The following is a 22040-nucleotide window of genomic DNA, read 5'->3' on the forward strand; positions in this document are numbered from 1 at the left end:
AGGTCTCCTGGGGTTATCGGCCTCGTTGCATGAGGCAAGCAGTGCGTCGAGCGCACCGGAATCTTTCGGGATTTCGGTATTCTGCTACAAAATGACTTGCGTGTCATCATGACAATTAGTATTGTATAAGGATTGCAACGGGCACTTCTGCTGCAAAACGCCTCCTTGTCCCGCCGTTTCATGCAGCATGCAGGTGGCGCAGACACTGCGCTACGCTGCGCACTCGATGCGAGCCGAGGACGGCCCTGAGCTTGTTCGTATCAAGGAAGGCGGGACGTGGCTTACGCCATGTTGTCGGCGTTGTAGCGGCGTATTGATATAATCGTCCAATCACATAAGGTCCTCAAATTGAAGATGCCTGCCGCCCCTGATCTCAAAGACCATCGCCCTCGCGTTGCAGCCGAACGGCGTGCACGGATGCGCATGCGTCTCATTGAAAGCGCGATGATTGTCTTTGCGCAACGAGGTATCGGAGTCAGCGTGATCCCGGAAGTCATCGCGGCAGCTGGCGTCTCACAAGGTTCCTTCTACAACTACTTCCGTACTAACGACGATCTGCTGGCGGCTGTCAGCGAAGCGCTCAGTCACGACATGGTGCAAATGATCGAGAGCGTGGTCGGCAATATCGAAGACCCGGCGTTGCGTGTTGCAACGGGTATTCGCTTGTATCTGCACCTTGCACGATCCTATCCTGTGGTGGCGCAGTTTCTTTCCGGTACCGGCCTGAGTTTGGTCGGCAAGAAGAGTGCCGTGTACGAGTACCTGCCCTCGGATATCAAGGAAGGCCTGAAGACGGGCACGTTTGACGAGGCTTCGGCCGATGTTGCATTGGACATGGTGGCGGGCGCGGGGGTAATCGCCGTTCACCGTATGGCCCAGGGAAAAACGACTAAGGATTATCCTGAGCGGATTGTCCGGGCGGTGTTGCGGTCGCTCGGCGTGTCTGCATCGAATGCCACAAAGTTGACCTCTGCGCCTTTGCCAAAGCTGGTCGCTGCGCCTGAATCACTGCTCGAAAAGGCACAGGAGAAGCTCGCCGAAATGGCCGAGCCCTCCAACTCGCGAGCGTAGCCAACGCTACGGCACTTCGCCGCTCGCTTCGGCGAGCAAGCCATCGAATAGCACTTCGCTCGCATCCAGCGGCGACCTGGATATCGCATCAGCCGCCGCTTCCTCCACGCCTAAGGCACGCAATGCCACGGCGGCGGCGAGCTCCGAAAAATCTTCGCGACATTCGGTTTCAAGCATGCGGTGCATTGCGCTCATTGCCGCGCCGGCAACGATATTGAACCCCAGGGCGGTCGGAATGGGCTTGAAGCGATTGCGTCGAACACCTTCCTCTATGTCCCTGCGGACAAACTCCAGCATATTGGGTGCCTGGTAGCCAGCCCAGCCAAGCCGGCCAAGGATTCCAGCCACACCCGGCTGGCGTATCGTAAGTATCGACGCCAGCCGTATTCCCCTGGCGATGTGCTCGGCCGGGTCGTCATGGCCGCGCACAATGGGGTCGGCGGCCCGCACCCATTGTTCAGCAATCTTCCCAACAAGCTCCCGCACGATCGCGTCAGACGAAGGAAAGTACTTGTAGAACGTTCCACGTGACACCCGTGCTGCCGTAATGATGTCGTCGATGGAAGGCGTCGCGGCCCTGTTCTCTACCATCAAGCGCATCGCACTGTTCAGCAACAGCGAGCGCATACGCTGCCGCCGCTTTGCCGCAACTCGCTGACGGTGGTCGCGAGTCTCCCACGGTTCTGTTTCAGCTGCCAATCTCTTCTGTATTGGGGTCATTGATCTGTTTTTTCCTTATGGTCAATGAGTCGACATGGCCGCGCGCACAGCACTTCCTGCGCCTTCGGTCTTGCCCATCACATCACTCCGCATCCAGTGCTTGTCTCTGCGCGTCCACATGCTTGCGGTCGCACGCACCTTCTTCGTCTCATGTGGAATCCGGTACGTCATAGTCGTCCCGTTCCACACATAAAATAAATTGTACGTCATCATGACACGTAAGTCATTATGATGTATATTCCGGGCTATCGGGAAGGGCGAAAGCCCTAACAGGCCTGCCGTCGCTGACGCCAGCACGAGTCCGTGGAGCGGCTCGGTGGCGTGGATCGCTGATGACTCGCAGGCGAGCGACGGACCTTACTGGAGGGCAGAAATTGAACAGGAACTATCGAGCGGCAGCTCATATCATCATCGCGGCACATCTGCTAGCCGCTTGTACACCGCACTCCGCATCTGAACACGCGGACGTAAGGCCGGTGCGGACAGTGGTCGCCGGACGTACTGCCGGGTCGGTCGGCGCGACCTATTCAGGCGAGGTTCGTGCGCGTTACGAAAGTCAACTGGGATTCCGCACAGCCGGCAAGATCGTCGCGCGCATGGTGGAAGTGGGCAGCCACGTCAAGCGCGGCCAGCCGTTGTTCCAGCTCGATCCTACCCAGGAGACGTTGCAGGTGGCCGCGGCGGGTGCGGAGGCTGATGCGGCAAGGGGCCGGGTAGCCCAGGCGCGGGTGGATGTTCGGCGTACCGAGCAACTGCTCGCGCAGAACTTTGCCTCGCAAGCCGAACTGGACCAGCAGCGGCTGGCGCTTAACCAGGCGGAAGCACAACTGCGTTCTGCCCAGGCGCGCCAGCAGCTGAATGCCAACCTGCGCGGTTTTACCACGCTCGTGGCCGACCGCGATGGCGTAGTCAGTGCAATCAACGCGGAAGCCGGCCAGGTGGTCGCAGCCGGGCAGTCGATCGCAACCGTTGCGGCTGACGGCGAACGCGAGGTCTCGATCAGTATTCCGGAGTCGCGAGTCGACGAACTGCGTAAGGCGCCGACGTTGGCGATCACGGTATGGGCGCATCCGGACAAGTCCTGGACGGGCAAGCTCCGTGAGCTTGCGCCGGACGCGGACAGCGTCACGCGGACGTACTCGGCACGCATTTCCATTCAGGACGCGGATCCGGACCTCCTGCGGCTAGGCATGACAGCGTCTGTCATAGCACCCGACGTGGACGGCAATGGCGTTGTCCGCGTGCCGCTGACCGCCATTGTCGATCATGAACATGGCCGGCAGGTGTGGGTGGTCGACCCGAAGACGTCGCGGGTGATCGCGCGTGAAGTCAAGCTTGGCGCCGCGCAGAACGACAGCGTCATCGTGGTTGGGGGACTGGCGGGCGGAGAGACCGTAGTGAGTGCCGGCGTGCATATGCTGCAGCCTGGCCAGCAGGTGAAAGTGGCCGAGACGGTGTCTGTCGCCAGGGCGGGAGGTGTGAAGTGAAAGGCATCAACCTGTCCGAATGGGCGCTGAAGCACCAGCAGATGATCGGGTTCCTGCTGTTGCTGTTGTCCGTGGCCGGCGTACTGGCCTACAGCAGCCTGGGTCAGAAGGAGGACCCCGAGTTCACGATCAAGACCATGGTCGTGCAGGCGTACTGGCCGGGGAGCTCGGCGCAGCAGATGGCCGATCAGGTGACCGACAAGATCGAGCGCAAGCTGCAAGAGGTGGCGGAGATCGACTATACGTCCACCTACGTGAAGCCGGGCGAAACTCAGGTCAAGGTCAACCTGCGCGAGGACGTACCACCGGGCACCGTGCCGGATGTGTGGTACCAGGTCCGGAAGAAGATGGAGGACATCCGGCATACCTTGCCACAGGGCACGCAGGGCCCATTCTTCAATGACGAGTTCGGAGACACGTTCGGTAACCTCTATGCCATCACGGGCGATGGCTTCGACTATGACGACCTGAGACGGATTGCGGACGCCGCGCGTAATGAGTTCCTTCGTGTCGGCGACGTCAACAAGGTCGACCTCGTAGGCAAGCAGGAACAGAAGATCTATGTGGAAGTCTCCACCGCCAAGCTCGCCTCGCTGGGGATCGACCCGGCATTGGTCGCGTCGACGCTCGCACAAACCAATGCCGTGACATCAGGCGGGACTGTGCAAACCACCGCGGAACAAGTGCGGCTGGCCGTCAGTGGCGAGTTTGACTCGGTCGAAGGGATTCGCGCCATCGGCATCCGTGCTGGCCAACGTACCTTCCGCCTTGGCGATATCGCAGACGTCCGTCGCGGCTTTGTGGAGCCTGCCACCTCGAGGATGCGCTTCAACGGCCGCGAGGCGATTGGGCTTGCGGTGAGCATGCGCAAGGGCGGTGACGTGATCCGACTAGGCGCAAAGCTTGACGAATCGGTAAAGCGAATCGAGTCCAACCTGCCGGTGGGCGTGCAGATCCATGCGGTCAGCGACCAGCCACGTATCGTCGAGCATTCCGTCTTCGAGTTCAAGAAGAGTCTGGCCGAGGCTGTGGTCATTGTGCTCGTCGTGAGCTTCCTGTCGCTGGGCTTGCGGACCGGACTGGTCGTCGCGCTCAGCATCCCGCTCGTTCTGGCCATGACATTCCTGGCGATGTACGTGATGGGCATCGACTTGCAGCGCATCTCGCTGGGTGCGCTGATCATTGCGCTCGGACTGTTGGTGGACGATGCGATTATTGCCGTCGAAATGATGTCGCTGAAGCTCGAGCAGGGCTGGGACAAGTTCCGCGCCGCCACATACGCGTACACGGCCACCGCCTTCCCGATGCTCACGGGCACGTTGATCACAGCTGCGGGCTTTCTTCCCGTCGGCTTTGCGAAGTCGGGCACCGGCGAATATGTGTACTCGCTGTTCCAGGTGGTGGGCATTTCGCTGGTGCTGTCATGGATCGTGGCCGTCCTCTTTACACCTTACATCGGCTTCAAGCTGTTGAAGGAGCATGCGCACGCGTCGCATGATGAAGATGCGGTCTACCAACGCGGCTTCTATGTCAAGTTCCGCCGCTTCATCAATTTCTGCCTGAAGCATCGCGTGTGGGTGATCGGCATCACGCTCGCTGCATTCGTGGGCGCACTGGTGCTGTTCAAGGCAGTACCCCAGCAATTCTTTCCGGCATCTGACCGGGCCGAACTGATTGTTGACCTGTGGATGCCGAGGGCGTCGACCTTCGAGGCGAGCCAGCGCGAGGTCCAGAAGCTGGAAGGCCTGCTCAAGGGCGATCCGGACATTGCGGCGGTGACCAGCTTTGTTGGTAACGGTGCGCCACGATTCTACCTGCCTCTCGATGCGCAGACGCCTAATCTGAACCTCGGCGAGATGCTGGTGATGACGAAGGGCGGTGAGGCGCGGGAGCGGGTGAAGGAGAAGCTCGAGAAGCTGTTCAACGGAAGATTCCCGAATGTGCGTGGCCGCGTCAATCACCTGGAGAACGGTCCGCCTGTCGGTTACCCGGTGCAGTTCCGCGTGTACGGGCAGGACAACGCCAAAGTTCGTGCAATCGGGCAGCAGGTGGCGGACATCATGCGTGAAGAGTCGCACGTGCGCCAGGTTAACCTGGACTGGGGCGAACGCATCAAGCGCGTGCAGGTCGACGTCGACCAGGACAAGGCGCGTGCACTGGGTATCAGCTCAGGCCAGATCAAAGAGGCCCTTGGGGCCTCGCTGTCGGGCACGCCGATCACGCAGTACCGCGAGGAAGACCAAGGTATCGACGTGGTCTCACGCCTCGTCGCCGCGGAACGCACGGACCTGAACAACCTGAAGGACGCAAAGATCTATGTGCGCGACGGCAAGTTTGTACCGGTCTCGCAAGTGGCCCGACTCACGCTTGACAGCGAGGAAAGCGAACTGTGGCGGCGTAACCGTGTGCCAACGCTGACCGTTCGCGCCGACATCGCGGGGGCGCAGGCACCTGACGTCACGCATGCAATACAGCCGAAGATCGACGCTCTGGAAAAGGAGCTCCCGCTCGGGTATGGCATCGAGATCGGCGGCGCTTACGAATCGAGTGCGAAGGCCCAGCGTTCTGTATTCGCGGTGATGCCTGTGACGATCATCGTGGTACTCGTGCTGCTGATGATTCAACTGCAGGACATGAGGAAGATGGCGATGGTCCTGCTGACCGCGCCGCTCGGGCTGATCGGTGTGAGCGCGATCATGGCGGCGTTCCAGATCCCATTTGGTTTTGTCGCCATGTTGGGTGTTATCGCCCTCGCTGGAATGATCATCCGCAACTCGGTGATCCTTGTCGTACAGATTGATCAGGATGTGGGCGCGGGCGTCGCACTGTGGACGGCCATCGTCGAGGCGGCGGTGCGACGGCTACGCCCGATCGTGCTGACTGCCTTGGCGGCAATTCTGGCGATGGTGCCGCTTACCCATTCCGTGTTCTGGGGCCCCATGGCGTGGGCAATCATGGGAGGACTCGCCGTTGCCACGGTGCTGACGCTCGTCTTCCTTCCCGCTCTGTACGCGACCTGGTACCGGGCCAAGCGCCCTGCGACCGTCTGATCGCAAATGTGACGTTGAGAGTAAATGCGATGAAAAGATTGAGTATGGCCCTGCGGGCCGGGCAGGTGGCTTTGGGCTGCATGCTTTTCATGAACGCCGGAGAGTCGGGCGCTATCGATCTCGTGGGGGCCTATCAGCAGGCATTGGCGCATGATCCGACGAGCCTCGCTGCGAATGATGCGCTCACGGCGGGGCGGGAGAAGGCTGTGCAAGGCAACGCCTTGCTGCGTCCCCGCGTAAGCCTCCAGGCGGCACTGGACCGGATCAACAATCGTTCGTCCGCCAACCCGCCTGCCGAGCTCGCGCCGTTGGTCTCCGCCGATAGTTCGGGCACTGCTCGGCAGGCCGGGGTGATGCTCGTGCAGCCGCTGTACGACAAGACCGCTGTGGCCACGAGGCGGCAGTTGCACGAGCAATCCAACCTGGCGCAAACGCAATTCGACCAGTCTCGCCAGGATCTGGCTTTGCGGGTGGCCGAGGCATACTTCGGCGTGGTGTTGGGCGAGGAGACGCTCCGCGTGGTGCAGGCCGAGAAGGCGGCGTTGCGACAGCAACGCGACCGCGCGAAGGCGCGCTTTGACATCGGCCAGGGCAAGATCACCGATCTTCATGAAGCCCAGGCGCGCCTGGATGGGGTGGAGAGTCGCGAGGTCACGGCGCAATCTGCGCTCGAACAGGGACGCACGCGATTCCTGGAAACCGTCGGCATGCCGCCCGATCAGCTCAGCGGGTTGGCGCCTGGCTTCGCGCCGCGGCCGCCGGAGCCGGACAATCTGACGGCGTGGCAGGCAAAGGGTGAAGAACAGAGCTACCTCGTCAAGACCAGGCAGTCGGAGCACGACGTTGCCGGCGCGGAGATCGATAAGTACCGCGTCAGCAGTCGCCCGACCCTCGCGCTCGTGGCGCGTTATGGCGCACAAGGGCAAACCGGCAACCTGGCTCCCTGGATTGCAGGCAGCAACACCCGAACCGCGACGATCGGCTTGCAGCTCAACATTCCGCTGTACGCGGGCGGCGGACTGGATTCGCGCGAGCGGGAATCGGTCGCGAGGAAGAGCCAGGCGGAGCAGGAGGTTGCCGCCGCCCGGCGAGACGTGCGTTTGAAGGTGCAGGACGGATTCCTCTCGGTGAAAACCGGCGTGTCGCGCGTCGCTGCACTCGAGCAGTCGTTGACTTCGGCGCGTAGCGCGCTCGCGGCGACGACGCTTGGCCGGGACGTCGGCACCCGTACGCAACCCGACGTCCTCGACGCGCAGCAGCGCGTGTTCACCGCTGAGCTCGACCTGGTCCAGGCACGCCTGGACTACCTCCTTGGCCGTCTGAAGCTTGCCGCGGCGGCGGGGGAATTGAGCGAAGAAACCTTGCGCTCGCTGAATGCCTGGCTCGCAGCCGCCTGATCGCGAAATCCTATGCTAGGAGATCTGCAGCACTATTGGAGCGGCGCCTTTCTCGCCGCCAACGCGTTCATCGGGCTGAACATGGTGGGCGCGCTGCTGCTCGGCATGCTGGTTGGCTACGAGCGCTCATATAACGGCCGCGCCGCCGGCATGCGCACTTATGGCCTCGTGTGCATGGCGTCGACGGCGCTGACGGTGTTCGTCGGTCACGCGCCGCTCTGGTACGGCGGTGCCACAGCGCACATCCAGGCAGACCCGACCCATACCATCCAGGGCGTGGTCACCGGCGTCGGTTTCCTCTGCGCCGGAGTCATCATGAAGGACGGCATGCGCATCCGCGGCCTCACGACCGCGGCATCCATCTGGGCTGCCTCGGCCATAGGCGTGTTGCTCGGCGTTGGATTCTATGCCGCCGCGTTGCTGCTCGCCGTGCTCTGCGTGAGCTCGATGTCTCTGTTGCACCGGCTTGAGTCCAGGCTTCCGGGGCGCATGACGCTTGATGTGTCTCTGACCTTCCAACCCGGCGAAGCGCCGGATCTCGATCTACTGATCGACAGGGCAAAGTCCCGCGGATATCGCGTGCTGCACGACAGCCTGACCATCACGTTTGCCGACAACCAGGCCGTGTGGCGAGTCAGCCTGGTCGCGCCGGACAAGGCGCGCGCGCTATCGCCGGCAGGACTGGCGGCCGAAATGGCTGCAACCCAGGGTGTCTCCCGGTTCAGCATCGTACCGGTGCGCAGTTGAGCCGGGTAAGCGAACACACCGAAATCTTGCCTATAAGACGGGCCCTCGGCCGGAGTGGTCGAGGACTTGAATACGCGATCGTCAGCGTGGGCCGGGAAGCCGAGCAGTGCCGGTCAGCTTGACGCGCGGGACGACCGAGGTCTTGGTCACGCCGCCGGAAGCGTTGGTCGCCACAATCAAGCGCTCGGCCTGCGCGATACCGGGCAGGTGCTCCAACCTGAAAATGGAATTCATTGTCTGCTGCATAACCCGCCGACAACCCCCTTCCTTGAGAGCCTCAAAGTGCACCTTGACCGTTTTGGTGAGCGGCATTTTCAGCAACTTATCCCTTGCGACGGGCGGTCATTACGCCTCTAATGAGTTCGTGGCAGGCGAAGGCTGTCAGAGGGCGATATGCGCTGCACAAAATGCGGGTTCGAGAACCCCGCGGGAGGAAAATTCTGCGAGGAGTGCGGGCAAAGGCTTGCGCAGATCTGCCCGCAATGCGGCCATGAGTCCAGCCCCGCAGCAAGGTTCTGCGGTTCTTGCGGCGCGCCCATGACGGAGCTGGCCGCAACGCCAGTCGCTGCCGCACGGCCAACGCCCGCTGTCCCCGCACCGGTTCTTTACACGCCGCCCCATCTCGCCGAACGCATCCTCGCCGAGCAGGCCGCGATGGAGGCCAGGGGACAGGCTGCCGGCGAACGCAAGACCATTACGGCGCTGTTTGCGGACATGGCCGGCTCGACCGCCTTGATCCAGGACCTGGACCCCGAAGAAGCACGCGGGCTGATCGACCCCGTGATCGCGCTGATGATGGAGGCCGTGCATCACTACGAGGGATACGTTGCCAAATCCCTGGGCGACGGCATCCTGGCGCTGTTCGGCGCGCCGATTGCCCACGAGGACCACCCCTTGCGGGCGTTGTACGCGGCGCTGCGCATGCAGGAAACGATGCGCCGCCATGGTGACCGGTACCGTCTGGAGCAGGGTGTCCCGCTGCAGATCCGGGTCGGCATCCATACCGGCGAAGTGGTGGTGCGCTCGATCCGCAAGGATGACTTGCGAGCGGACTACGACCCGGTGGGGCACACGATCCATATCGCCTCCCGGATGGAAGGCGTCGCAACACCGTCGTCGATCCTCGTCAGCGAATCGACCCATAAGCTGACCGAGGGGTACTTCGAGTTCAAGGGCCTCGGGACCACGCACGTAAAGGGCATTCGGGAGCCGCTTGCGGTCTATGAGGTGCTCGGCCTTGGCGCCTTGCGCACGCGCCTGCAAGTGGCGGCGCATCGCGGTTTGGCACGGTTTGTCGGCCGCCGGGCCGAATTGGAGCGCTTGCAGGAGGCGTCGGAGTCGGCCAGGGCGGGGCGAGGGCAGATCGTCGGGGTGGTTGGCGAGGCGGGTGTCGGCAAGTCGCGTCTGTACCACGAATTCAAGGCACGCTCGCAGCGGGGCTGCATGGTGCTCGAAACCTTTTCGGTTTCGCATGGCAAGGCCTTTCCCTATCTGCCTTTGATCGATCTGTTGAGAAACTACTTTCAGATAACCGCGCAGGATGACGAACGGCTGTATCGCGAGAAAGTCACCGGCAGGTTGCTGACCCTGGATCGCACACTGGAGGACCATCTGCCCTATCTGCTTTACCTGCTCGGTATCAGCGAAGCGGGCTCGGCGCTGCCCAAGATGGACGCCACCATCCGGCGCCAGCGCACCTTCGAAGCCATTGCACGGCTACTGATGCGTGAGAGCCAGAATCAGCCGCTGATGGTCTTGTTCGAAGACTTGCAATGGCTGGACAGTGAGACCGAGGCCTTTCTCAATATCCTCATCGAGCATGTGCCGCGCACCAGGTTGCTTCTGCTCGTCAACTACCGCCCGGAATACGCGCATGACTGGGGCGGGAAACTTTACTACACCCAATTGCAACTGGAACCGCTGGGGCAAGCGGAGGCACAGAGCCTGCTCACGGCCCTGCTGGGAGACCATCCCTCGCTCGTGCCCCTGAAACTGCTTATCCTGGCGAAGACGGAGGGCAACCCGTTCTTTATGGAGGAAGTCGTCAAGACGCTGGCCGAGGAGGGCGTCTTGCCTGGCCAGCCCGGCAGCTACCGGATCGAGAACGCCCCTTCGTCACTTCATATTCCGACGACCGTGCAGGGGGTGCTCGCCGCCCGTATCGACCGGCTTCCCGTCGCCCAGAAGGACTTGCTGCAGACCCTTGCGATCATCGGCAAAGAGTTTCCCTTAAGTCTGATCCAGCATGTCACCGCGCAACCGGAAGAGGAACTGCGCCCGCTTCTGGGTGACCTCCAGGCCGGCGATTTCATTTACGAGCGTCCCGCATTCCCGGAAGTGGAGTACGCGTTCAAACACGCGCTTACCCAGGAGGTGGCCGCTAACTCCCTGCTGACCGGTCAGCGCAGTGTGCTGCATGAACGCACGGCCCGGGCCATCGAGACGTTGTTTCCAGGCCGGCTGAAGGACTATTGCAGCGAACTGGCTCACCATTACAGCAAGAGTGGCAATGTGCCGAAAGCCATCGAATACCTGCATCTGGCGGGCCAGCAGGCCTTGCAGCGTTCAGCACAGATCGAAGCGATCCATCATCTCGGTGCAGCCCTCGAACTGCTCAAGTCCATGGCAGACACCCCCGAACGAGCCCGGGAGGAACTCACCGTGCTGCTGACCCTCGGTCCTGCCTGGATGGCCGCTCGAGGCTATGGTGCGCCAGAGGTGGAGGAGACCTACACGCGTGCATTAGCCTTGTGCGAACAGGGCGGGGAAATACCGCAGATCTTCTCGGCGCAGTTAGGACTGTGGTCGTTTTATCTATTGCGTGCGCAACTCAGTACGGCACACGCCTTGGCGCAGCGGCTGCTCGGTCTCGCGCAGGATAAACAAGATCCGGAACAGCTCGCGGAGGCGCACCGCATTCTCGGCGCCACCTTGCTCCGTCTGGGCGAGATCAGGATGGCCCGGACGCACATGGAGCAGGCGCTGGCACTGCACCGCCCCGATCGGCAAACATACAGCAAACTTCTACGTCATGCGCCGAACCTCGCCCTTCATATCCAGAGCACATTAAGCTGGACGCTCTGGTTTCTGGGCTTGCCGGACCAGTCGCGCGCGCGCAGCGAGGAAGCGCTGGCGCTGGCCAGAAAGTCCTCTGATCCGTTCGGCCTTGCCTTGTGCCTGATCTTCGCGGCCGAATTGCACCAGTACCGGCGCGAAGTGCAACTGGCGCGTGAGTATGCAGACGCCGCCATCGCACTTTCAAGCGACCAGGGGTTCCCCCTCTATCTGGGTTGGGGAACGATCCTGCGCGGCTGGGCGCTGGCCGAGCAGGGTAGTCATGAGGAGGGAATCGCGCAAATACACCAAGGCCTCAGCGCCCGCGAAGCCACCGGAGCGGCATTGGGTCTGCCGACGCTTCTGGGGTTGCTCGCCAACGCTTATGGAAAAGCAGGGCAAGCCGAGGCAGGGCTTCGTGTGCTGAGTGAGGCGTTGGCTCTGGTGAAGAACACGGGCGAGCGGTTCGCTGAGCCGATTCTGCTTCGGCTCAAGGGGGAACTGATTCTGATGTTGTCTGACGGCGAAGCCTGCTCGTCCACCAGGGCCAAAGAAGCCGAAGCCTGTTTTCAGGCGGCAATCACCATTGCTCGTGACCAGGGTGCCAGGTCAGTCGAACTGAAATGTGCGCTGAGCATGGCCCGGCTATGGCAACGCTGCGGCAAGACGGATGCTGCGCGCTCAATCCTGGCCGGTATTCATGGCACGTTCACCGAGGGATTCGATACCGTTGACTGGCAAGATGCAAAAGTATTGTTGGAAAACCTGACGTAAGCGGGTATCCATTCGGGCTTGTCCAGGGGCAGCGTGCACGACCTGCCGTCCGCGCTGCGGGGTGGCAACGGCATCGGCAAGTCAAGGGGCGGAAGCGCGCTGCTGAATGCGGCCGGGCGACTGATGATCGTGTTCCATGGCAATGGCGACAAAGCCGTGCCCCGTCCAATGGCAGCCGGCTGGTGGCACTTTAGAGCATCCTATTCCTGCGGTTGCCAAGGCAGCAAGACGACCTGTACCTGTGTTTTCAAGAGACGCTGGGTGATCCGCTGAAGGAAGAGGGCTCTGCCCGCGATGAGTGTTGGCGCAACTGTCAGAACGTCTACAGACCCGTGAGCGCGAATGTCGCACGGTGGAGGGTGTCGCAAAGGCGTCCACCACAGTCCTTGGACTCGTGGAAGCGGTGCTGAAGGGCTAACCTCGCAGGCGCGTCCCGCGCAGACTTCCCGCCGATTTCCATCGATGAGAGAGATCAAGCAGCGTCGTCTCTTCGTACCCCGCGGCGTTGCGGTTCCCGAAGTAAAGGTGCAGCCGCCTGCGGGCGGCTTTTTGTCGCAACCGTCCATGCCGATAACGGCTATCAGCATGGAGTTTCAGATTGCAAAGCCAAGCTGGCCTGGGTGCACCATGGCCGTCACGCGAGGATCGCGTCGTGGTCGAGTCGCAACGTCACTTCGAACGTCTTGTATTTGCGGCGGATCATGCGAGCACCTCGGCTGTGTTTTGACAATTGTTTGCAATCGGCATCAGACCGGATCGGTAAGCTGCAGGAGCCCAAGATGGCCTTCGGGTAGCCGACTTATGACAATCCTTCTTGCCGTTGTTATGGCGTGCGCCTTGATCTTTGCTGCTTACGTCGCACTGTTCTGGTTCTGCGCTTCCTCTCTTTATGGTGACGAGCTCAGCCCCGGTGGTGAAGGTGGTGGCTGGAGTCCTTGGGACCCGGAAAGTAACGCTGCCGATCAGCGCAGCTGCAATGTCAAGTAGGAGCGGGTAATGGATCACGCTTTCACCCCCTCGGAACTTGATACGATTGCTTACATGTGCAGTCCTGCGCAGTGGGTATCCTTCCGACACATCCAATACCCGGAGGGGAAAAGTCTTATGAAATACGTTCTGGTGTTGTCAATTGCTGCCGCTGCGCTGCTGAGCGGCTGTGTTGTCGCTCCGTACGATGGGTACGGCCGCGGCGGATACTACGGCGGACGCGATCGCGGGGACCATGACGGGGATCACGAGGGGCGGGGCCGAAGGGACCGCGGTGGCGACCAGGGTGATCGGCGCGATAGGGGGCGCGGCGATCGCGACTAAGCTCGGTTTCCCGCCCGCTTGGTTCTGGTTCACTTCGTCTCTCCTTTGGCGCTTGCAGCGCGCTCCAAGATCAGCAGGCCGCCTTTGGAAAGCCTACGCGGCAAGGCGATGTTCATAAAAAGGGCGCTCGCGATCATCCAAGATCGCGTATTGAGCGGCTAGGTCGTGCGGATCCGGAACTAGCCAAGCGTCAACGTACTCGGGCTTGATTGGCACAATGCAGCGATCATGACCCGCCGCAACCACTTCGGGCGGCGGTTCATCAGTGATGGCGGCAAAGGAGAATAGGTCTGCCTCACCGTCGGAGCCCCTGGAGTAGGACCAAAGGCAAGCCACCAACATGTCTTGCGAGGGCTGCGGGCTAAACTCCAAGACTACGTTCTCCCCCTCGCGCTCCACGTTCTCGTAGAAGCGGGTGATAACCATGAGGCCGTGCTGAAAGCCGAACAGCTTGCGCCATGCTTTGTCCAGGTTGTCGCGCCTGGCGTTGTAGGTTCCGGGCTTCTGTTTCTCCATCGCTTCCGTCCAGCCAGGCAGACGACATTGATACCGCATCGGAACGATGAGGCGTTGTCCGTTCTTCATGATCATGACCGGTGCATAGTGGCCCGGAAAGATGCGCGCATCGCGATCGAGCGGTGTGTTGCGTTGCAGGTCCGCAAGGTTGCGTTGCGCCCGAGCGATCTTGTCGGTGGCGATGCGCTGATCGCTTTCCGCCTTCTTGGTTGGCTTCGTCGCCAGCGCGCGCTCGGCTCCCGACAGGCGAGTCTTTTGCTGGAACAACTCCGCTTCGAAGGCGTTTGCTTGTTCCTTGTCCGCTGTGGTAACCAGTTCGAGAAGTTCTCTCTCTTCTTCCGTGCGCGGTTGGCGGAACGCGTCGCGCATGGCCTTCGGGATCTTCTGCCAGCCGCCGTCTTGGCGCTTCTCCCAAAACAACTCGACAAAGCGGCGGTAGCTCAGGATCGCGCCATACTCGCGCTCGAATTTTCGGAAGTCGGCCTCGATTTGCGCGGAGTAACACATAACGGGGACGCTCCTTTATCGTCAGGAATGACCTATGGGAAGGATACGCCTATCCTTAGCAGAAGTTCCGGCTGCTGGTCTCCAAGCCCCCGAGAAGTGCCGTCAAATCGACCAACCGCTGCGCCACAAGGTGGCGCACCTCGCCCTCGCACTGCCATTGGCCGTAGACGCCTACCAGGCGCGCGCCGAGCACCTCCTTGCGGAACTGCTCCATCACCGATGGCCAGACGATCACATTGACCGTACCGGTTTCGTCCTCAATGGTCATGAACAGCACGCCCTTGGCGGTGCCAGGCCGCTGCCGCACGGTCACGAGACCGCATCCTCGCGCGAGTTTGCGGTTTTGGAAGGTCGCCAGTGTTGCGGCTGTTTCAAACCGTCGCGCTGCGAGCTGACTGCGCAGCAGCGCGAGGGGATGGCGGTTCAGAGTCAGGCCTGTAGCGCGGTAGTCCGCCACGATTTCCTCACCTTCGCTGGGGGCACGCAACGACGGATTCTCTTCCGTGATGTCAGCGGGCCGCAGCAGGTCCTTGTCAGGGACTGCCACCAGTGCTTGCCACAAGGCTTCGCGCCGGTTGCCCGCCAGCATACGAAGCGCATTGCCTGCGGCCAGCACTTGCATGTCGTGGCGATCCAGGCCGGCGCGTCGTGCCAGGTCAGTCGTGGTGTCGAACGGGCGAACTGCCCGGGCTTGCTCGACGCGCCGGGCAGCTTCTTGCCGCATGCCGCGTAGCAGGGACAGGCCCAACCGCACAGCGGGCTTTCCGGAGGCACGCGGCTCGAGGGTCGAGTCCCAGCCGCTGACGCTTACGTCGGCGGGTAGCACTTCTACGCCGTGCCGCTGGCCATCCTGCACCAGTTGCGAGGGGCTGTAGAAGCCCATCGGCTGGCTGTTGAGCAGCGCACATAGGAACACCGCAGGCTCATGACATTTGAGCCAGGCGCTAGCGTAGACCAGCAACGCGAAGCTGGCTGCGTGGCTCTCAGGGAAACCGTACTCGCCGAATCCTTGTATCTGGCGGAAAATGCTCTCAGCGAATTCACGCTCGTAGCCGCGTTCCAGCATGCCGGAGACGATGCGGTCATAGTAGCGTTCGAGGCCACCCTTGCGTTTCCAAGCGGCCATGGCACGGCGGAGCTGGTCGGCCTCGCCCGCTGTGAAGCCGGCCGCCAGCATCGCCACCTGCATGACCTGTTCCTGGAAGATTGGTACGCCGAGCGTGCGCGACAGCGCTTGCTCCATGGCTGGACTGGGATAGCTGACGGCCTCCTTGCCCTGGCGCCGCCGCAAGTAGGGGTGGACCATGCCGCCCTGGACAGGGCCCGGACGGACAATGGCCACCTCGATGACCAGATCGTAGAACGTGCGCGGCCGAAGCCGCGGCAGCATCGACATCTGGGCACGCGACTCCACCTGGAAGACACCTACACTGTCGGCGTGGCAGAGCATCTCGTAGGTGGCGGGATCCTCGGCGGGAATGTCCTGCAGTTCGAAAACCTCCCCGCGCTGCTCCGAGACCAGGTCGAGTGCCTGGCGGATGGCGGACAGCATGCCAAGTGCAAGGACGTCCACCTTGAGCAGGCCGACCGCGTCGAGGTCGTCCTTATCCCACTGGATGACGCTGCGCTCCGGCATGGCTGCGTTCTCGATCGGCACCAGGCGTGAAAGCTTGCCGCGGGCGAGCACGAAGCCACCAGAATGCTGGGAAAGATGGCGTGGGAAACCAAGCAGCTGCATCGCCATATTGGCCCACCGCTGGGTCAGTTCGCTCTCGGTGTCGACACCGCTTTCCGCGAAACGCTTAAGCAGGTCCTCCTTGGTATCGAACCAGTGGTGCGCCTTGGCGACTATGTCGACGATTGCCGGGTCTACACCCAGTGCCTTGCCGGATTCGCGCAACGCGCTGCGCGGCCGATAGGTGGCCACGGCCGCAGCGAGCGCCGCGCGGTCGCGTCCATACTTGGCGTACAGGTACTGGATCACCTCTTCGCGCCGCTGGTGCTCGAAATCGACGTCGATGTCAGGCGGCTCGCCACGTTCCTTGGATATGAAACGCTCGAACAGCAGGTTGCCGCGCGCGGGATCGACCTCCGTGACGCCAAGGCAATAGCACACAGCAGAGTTCGCGGCTGACCCGCGGCCTTGGCAGAGGATGCGGTTGGAACGGGCGAAGCGAACAATGTCGTAGACCGTCAGGAAGTACGGTTCGTACTGCATATCGCTGATCAACTCGAGCTCGTATTCTATCTGGCGCTGGACGTTCGACGGGATCCCTTGGGGAAAGCGGCGATGAGCGCCGATGTAGGTTTGATCCCTCAGGTAGTCGGCGGGCGCGACCCCATCGGGCGCGACCTCGCCGGGGTACTCATAGCGCAGTTCATCCAGCGAGAACGTGCTTAGGTTGGCGATATGCAATGACTCGGTCAGCAACCGGTGCGGATAGATGTTGGCCAGCCGCAGGCGCGAGCGGAGGTGCTGCTCCGCGTTGGGCGTAAGGCGATATCCGCACTCGGGCACGGACGTGCGCAGCCGGATGGCACTCAGCACGTCATGCAGCGGCTTGCGGGAGCGCACGTGCATCAGTACGTGGCCGGTGGCCACCACGCGCAGATGGTTGTCGGCCGCGGTCCGCAACACGCCGGCGCGGTGGAAGTCGTCCATCGCGCGGTACAACAGGCTCAGGCTGATCCACGCGCGTCCGGCGAACGTGGCGGTGATCCAGGCGGCCTGGCTATTTAGCCGGTCCGCCGGTGTGCAGTAGTCCGGTGTGAAGATGAGGGTGCAGTCGGGCAAGCCCCTCAGGTGCGCGTAGGGTGCCTCGGGTGCATCCAGGTCGCGCGGAGTCAGCAGGTAGGCGCCCTTGGCAGTCCGCGTGCGGGCCAGCGTGATGAGCTCGCATAGGTTGCCGTAGCCTTCGCGATTGCGCGCGATCGCGATGAAGGAGACAGCCGGGCTGCCGTCGGCATTGACCAGCCGGAAGAAGGCGCCGACCAGCAGCTTGAGGCCGTGTTTCTTGGCCTCGGTGTGGGCGCGGACGATGCCTGCCAGCGAACATTCGTCCGTGATGGCCAGGGCGCTGTAACCGAGTTCGACCGCGCGCTCGACCAGTTCCTCGGCGCGCGAAGCACTGTCAAGGAACGAGAAATTCGAGAGGCAATGGAGCTCGGCGTAGTCGGGTAGGCCGCCGCCGGTCAGCAGGGAATCCATGGCGTTGCCTCACCCGAACAGGCCGTGCAGGTACCACCGCGCCTCGTCGCCCTCACGGCTACCCATACGCTCCTGGTACACCCAGTAATGCGCGTGATCCCGGCCCTCGGCCACGTAATAATCGCGCGTCACCACCTCGCCCGCCCACCATCCCGCCTCGATGCGCTCCGGCGGGGAGACCAGCCGCAGCGGCGAGCCGTAGAACGGCCGATGATCGCGGATCAGCAATGCGATCGGCTTGTCCAATAACCAGCTTGGGCGCGGCAGCCGCGGTGCGTCGACAGCAGGTCCAGGCTTGCCGACGGCCGGCACCCAGGCATTGGCGACTTCGGGACGATAGTCCGCCCGCATCTCGGGGCGCAGGATATTGTCGGCGCCAAGTCGCGCCGTCAGCAATTCCATCACGCGAGCTTGGTCCTCCGGCGTGCCGCCGGGCTCCGGGAACAAGGTTTCGCTGGGGGGTGCCTTGGCCTGGACGTCGGTCACGGTCAGGCGCACGGCTATCATCGGCGCGTCGACCTGCAATTGCGCCAGACGCTCACGTAGCAGTCGCAACAGGTGGTCCTCGCTCCAGGTCGGCTCGGCCAGTGCGATCTCAATTACCGTTGGTGGCAGGGCTTCCCGACCGCGCTCGTGCTGCAGTTCGAGCGTGATCTTCGTCACCGCCAGCTGATGGGCCGTCAGCCAGCCGATCATCTGCACGATCAGGCTGCGGGAATAGAGCAGGGTGGCTTCGGCATGCTCGATGCGATCCGGCAGCTCGACCCGTGCGCTGAATGTGGGCGGCGCCTCGATCCAATCGAACACTTCTGGCGCCTGACCGAGGGCGCGATCCATGGCCTCGTTGAGTGCCTGACCGCAGCGCCGCTGCAGGCCGGCCCGGGGCAGTCGGCGAACGTCGCCCAGCGTGCGGCAGCCCAGTCCATCCAGCCATTCGAGATAGGGGCGTGCCGGTGGCAGGGTGCCGACGGACAGCCCAGCAACCTGGCGTTCCAGTGACTCGGCCTTCAGCGCGGTACCGCCGCCGGCGCGCGCCAGCAGCCACGCCCCTTGCGCGGTGGGCGCGCAACCGAGCGCCGTCGTGAAGCCAAGCGCCCGAGCCGTGTCCCGGATCCGGCGGCGCATCTTGGGCCCACCACCGAACAGCCGCAGGCTGGTCGACACCTCGACCAGTACCGAGGCCTCTTCCGCTTCGACCACGTTCGGCGAGAACTGCAGCAGCGCCATGGCCACCGCCCGCAAGGCCTCGGCCTCTTTCGCCGGCGCCCGGTCGTAGAGGAGCGTCTGCGGGGCCATCGTCAGCACACCGCCACGGCGCATCTGCAGGCGAATGCCCGCCTGTATCGCCATGCGCGAAGCAAGATGAACCCGTTCCTTCTCCAGCACCGCCACGGCGAGCTCAGTGGACCAGCTCGGCCGGAACACTTCGAGGGATAGGGAGGGCAGGTGCAGGCAAATCCAGAGGCGCAACATGACGGTGAAGCAGGATCGGCGACGGCTCCAGCGAGACGAGCAGAGACTTATCTTGCTGCGGACCGCGCCGCTTGATGAAGGTGAGTTCGACGCCGCCGGCGGCCGGCGCGATGCCGATGCGCAGCGGCGCCGGTGAGGCGTCACGCGCGCAGGCCAGCGGCCGCATCAGGCAGAACAGGGTTTCGCCGGACTGCGCTGCGAGGTGTAGGCGGCGCAGAGCATCATTGCGGACGTGCTGCTGCCAGAACAGCACGGCACCGCAGGTCCCGGCGCGTAAGAGCTGCTCGGCAGCCCATAGCGCGTCTGCCGTGCGCTGGCTGCGAATCCAGAGTAACTGTTGCGGAGGCAGCCCCCAGTTGGCCAGGGCCAAAGCCTGAGGGGTATGTGGCGGCTGAATCAGGGCGATGGGCCGCTTGGATACCTCGACGATGGCAGGTCGAAGCAGCCGCATTTCGCCCACGCCCGCCTGCCTGATCAGGAACTCGACCAGCGTGCCGGTTGGCCAGCCGCCGCCTGGCAATTCGCGGGCCAGGTCGGGATAACCGGTCGCTACAGTGCGACCGGCGGCCCGAGCCAACTGCGAGGCTCGCCAGAGGGCGGGGTGGATGGATTCGGGGGCAGGGCAGGCCATGGCTGGTTCGTGGGTAGCTAAGAGCCAGTGTACTGTATATTTATACAGTATGCGCGACCCGAGATTAATGTGATTTACGAGGCGCACCCATCCATTTGTGCGTACCCGGAATTGGCCGGACTAGGTGCGCGCTTTGCTGGATTGAAAACCGGACTTAGCTGGATTGCCGCGCAGCCCATGCAAGCGCGTGTTGCTCAAAGGGGATGATGGACGGGCGCTTTCGACCCAAATGCGACGTTTGTTGCAATAGTGGACATCGGCCGCTGAGCTGCTCGAAGCGGCCATCCGCGTCTAACGCACGCTATTGGGTAATTACATGGCTACCGCAGTTGATGTAGGGCCTGGCTTCGATTACTCAGGAAAGCCTATGACATAACGGGAGCGGATCTCGATCGAGTTCATGGTCGAAGTTGCGCGAGTAAGCAAAATGTAGGAGTCGTCTTGCTGCCCTGGTCGCTGCTGCTTTCTCAACCGCCGGAAAATCGCGCGAATCGGACGCTAACTATTGCAAATGTGCCCTTTCGCACGTTCTGACTCGGGACGTCGCCCGACCTTACTTGCCTCGTCGGATCTCGCTACCTATCTTCAAGAGAGTCAAGAGGCAATTCGCGTGCAAGGTCGTCTGCGCGCCAGCACTGTGGTCAAGCGTGATCCGAACTGCAGCGATGTATCGAGTGTCGCCCGAAAGGAATCCGAGATGCGCAAACTGATTGCCAGCGCGCTGTGGGCGCTCGCGCTCGCTTTGACTGCCTGCCGCAGCGGTGGCGGATCGAGCCCCGCGTTGTCGTCGGGCTCGGACACCTCTGCGCCAGGTGGGTCATCACTGTCGCCGTCGACCGCCACGCTCAGCCTCGTAGCCCAAGTCGGCCGCCAGCTCTTCTTCGACAAGACTCTTTCAGGCTCGGGCAAGATGTCATGCGCAACCTGCCATGATCCTGGCTACGCGTACGGGCCGCCGAACAGCCTCGCGGTGCAGTTGGGCGGGCCCGACCTGCAGTCTCCAGGTACGCGCGCGGTGCCATCGCTGCGTTATAAAGAAACCACGCCGGCATATTCGGATTCGGCAGTCAATCCGGACGGCGTGAGCCTCCCAAGCCCCGGCGGTGGTTTCATGTGGGACGGCCGTGCCGATACGCTTGCAGTGCAGGCCGCCGTGCCGCTACTCAATCCGGTCGAGATGGACAACGCTTCGCCGGCCGCCGTGGTGGCTGCTGTGCAAGCCGGTCCAACCGCGGCGCCCTTCCGACAAGCGTTCGGGGCAAACGTGTTCAACGATACGACCACGGCGTTCAACGACATCGGGCAAGCGCTGCAGGCATATCAGATCGAAGAGCCAAGCTTCCACCCGTACAGCAGCAAGTACGATCTGTATGCGCAGAACAAGATCGGCGGCACGCTCACGGCCGCCGAAATGCGGGGGGCGATCGTGTTCAGCAATGCCCACAGCGGCAACTGCGCCGCGTGCCACTACCCCGGCGCGGGCTTCAACGGCAGCAGTGCGCTCTTCACCGACTTCATGTTCGAGGCGATCGGCGTGCCGCGCAATCCGGAGATCGCGGCGAACGCAGATTCCACGTATTTCGACATGGGCCTGTGCGGGCCGGAACGCACGGATCACATGCCGCGCTCGCCGGGTGCGCCGGACGTATATTGCGGGCTGTTTAAGACCCCGACGCTACGCAACGTGGCCACACGCCAGGCGTTCTTCCATAACGGCGTGATGCATTCGCTGCTGCAGGTCGTGCACTTCTACAACACGCGCGATACGAACCCTGAGATCTGGTATCCGACGGTTGGCGGGAGGCCCCTTGCAACGCCGTCGCCGAACTTCCTAACCTACGGGCTGGTAACGACGCAATACACGGGCGGCACCGTTCAGAAGTTCAACGATCTGCCCTCGGCGTATCGGGGCAACATCGATACGCAGGTGCCGCTCGACGGCCGCCCTGCCGGCTCGACGCCACCGATGACCGAGCAGCAGGTGCGGGACTTGGTCTGCTTCCTCGGCACGCTGACCGACGGATACCAGCTGTCGGCCAGCCGACCGACCAGCGGGCCCTGCGTTAACTGAGCCGACGCGCTCAAGGTCATGGC

The 22040-nt window shown here is 62.6% G+C and carries 13 protein-coding genes; 7 read left to right on the forward strand and 6 right to left on the reverse strand.

Going from position 1 to position 22040, the window contains the following annotated elements; genetic code table 11:
- Positions 1-423: 423 nt before the first annotated feature.
- Positions 424-1071 (forward strand): TetR/AcrR family transcriptional regulator, encoded by a 648-nt coding sequence (locus tag ACGLHR_RS13085; protein WP_400094308.1) that lies wholly within the window; start codon positions 424-426, stop codon positions 1069-1071.
- Between the two features lie 6 nt (positions 1072-1077).
- On the opposite strand, the gene ACGLHR_RS13090 is transcribed toward ACGLHR_RS13085, so the two are convergent.
- Positions 1078-1698: a TetR/AcrR family transcriptional regulator gene (locus tag ACGLHR_RS13090; protein ID WP_400094310.1), complete on the reverse strand. Its 621-nt coding sequence runs from the start codon at positions 1696-1698 to the stop codon at positions 1078-1080.
- 467 nt (positions 1699-2165) lie between these two features.
- Between ACGLHR_RS13090 and ACGLHR_RS13095 the strand changes: the two genes are divergently transcribed.
- Genes ACGLHR_RS13095 through ACGLHR_RS13110 form a run of 4 tightly spaced genes read left to right on the forward strand, consistent with a single transcriptional unit; the run spans position 2166 to position 8472 of the window.
- On the forward strand, positions 2166-3278 hold the full coding sequence (locus tag ACGLHR_RS13095) for an efflux RND transporter periplasmic adaptor subunit (RefSeq protein ID WP_400094312.1): 1113 nt from the start codon (positions 2166-2168) through the stop codon (positions 3276-3278).
- Positions 3275-6328, forward strand: coding sequence for an efflux RND transporter permease subunit (locus tag ACGLHR_RS13100; protein ID WP_400094314.1), 3054 nt, complete (start codon positions 3275-3277; stop codon positions 6326-6328). Before ACGLHR_RS13095 ends, ACGLHR_RS13100 begins: the two co-directional genes overlap by 4 nt.
- Before the next feature lie 44 nt (positions 6329-6372).
- Positions 6373-7725 (forward strand): TolC family outer membrane protein, encoded by a 1353-nt coding sequence (locus ACGLHR_RS13105; RefSeq protein ID WP_400094315.1) that lies wholly within the window; start codon positions 6373-6375, stop codon positions 7723-7725.
- A 12-nt stretch (positions 7726-7737) separates the two neighbouring features.
- A complete protein-coding gene (locus ACGLHR_RS13110; RefSeq protein ID WP_400094316.1) occupies positions 7738-8472 on the forward strand; it encodes an MgtC/SapB family protein in 735 nt (244 codons plus the stop codon).
- A gap of 81 nt (positions 8473-8553) precedes the next feature.
- On the opposite strand, the gene ACGLHR_RS13115 is transcribed toward ACGLHR_RS13110, so the two are convergent.
- On the reverse strand, positions 8554-8784 hold the full coding sequence (locus ACGLHR_RS13115; protein WP_400094317.1) for a hypothetical protein: 231 nt from the start codon (positions 8782-8784) through the stop codon (positions 8554-8556).
- Positions 8785-8865: 81 nt separating this feature from the next.
- Between ACGLHR_RS13115 and ACGLHR_RS13120 the strand changes: the two genes are divergently transcribed.
- Positions 8866-12300 (forward strand): adenylate/guanylate cyclase domain-containing protein, encoded by a 3435-nt coding sequence (locus tag ACGLHR_RS13120; RefSeq protein ID WP_400094318.1) that lies wholly within the window; start codon positions 8866-8868, stop codon positions 12298-12300.
- 1404 nt (positions 12301-13704) lie between these two features.
- On the opposite strand, the gene ACGLHR_RS13125 is transcribed toward ACGLHR_RS13120, so the two are convergent.
- Genes ACGLHR_RS13125 through imuA form a run of 4 tightly spaced genes read right to left on the reverse strand, consistent with a single transcriptional unit; the run spans position 13705 to position 19946 of the window.
- The gene (locus ACGLHR_RS13125) at positions 13705-14634 is read right to left on the reverse strand and encodes an SOS response-associated peptidase family protein (protein WP_400094320.1); all 930 of its coding nucleotides are present in this window, start codon (positions 14632-14634) and stop codon (positions 13705-13707) included.
- Between the two features lie 55 nt (positions 14635-14689).
- Entirely contained in the window at positions 14690-17842 is a 3153-nt protein-coding gene (locus tag ACGLHR_RS13130) for an error-prone DNA polymerase (RefSeq protein WP_400094322.1), read from the reverse strand.
- Positions 17843-17851: 9 nt separating this feature from the next.
- Entirely contained in the window at positions 17852-19315 is a 1464-nt protein-coding gene (locus tag ACGLHR_RS13135; RefSeq protein ID WP_400094323.1) for a Y-family DNA polymerase, read from the reverse strand.
- Positions 19242-19946 carry a translesion DNA synthesis-associated protein ImuA gene (imuA, locus tag ACGLHR_RS13140; RefSeq protein ID WP_400094325.1) on the reverse strand — a complete coding sequence of 235 codons (705 nt, stop codon included), beginning with the start codon at positions 19944-19946 and terminating at the stop codon, positions 19242-19244. The genes ACGLHR_RS13135 and imuA overlap by 74 nt, the downstream gene beginning before the upstream one ends.
- 697 nt (positions 19947-20643) lie before the next feature.
- Here imuA and ACGLHR_RS13145 point away from each other — a divergent pair.
- Positions 20644-22017, forward strand: coding sequence for a cytochrome-c peroxidase (locus ACGLHR_RS13145; protein WP_400094327.1), 1374 nt, complete (start codon positions 20644-20646; stop codon positions 22015-22017).
- Positions 22018-22040: the final 23 nt, after the last annotated feature.

It is taken from the genome of Cupriavidus sp. CuC1 (assembly GCF_044627735.1).
GTDB classification, from domain to species: Bacteria; Pseudomonadota; Gammaproteobacteria; order Burkholderiales; family Burkholderiaceae; genus Cupriavidus; species Cupriavidus ulmosensis.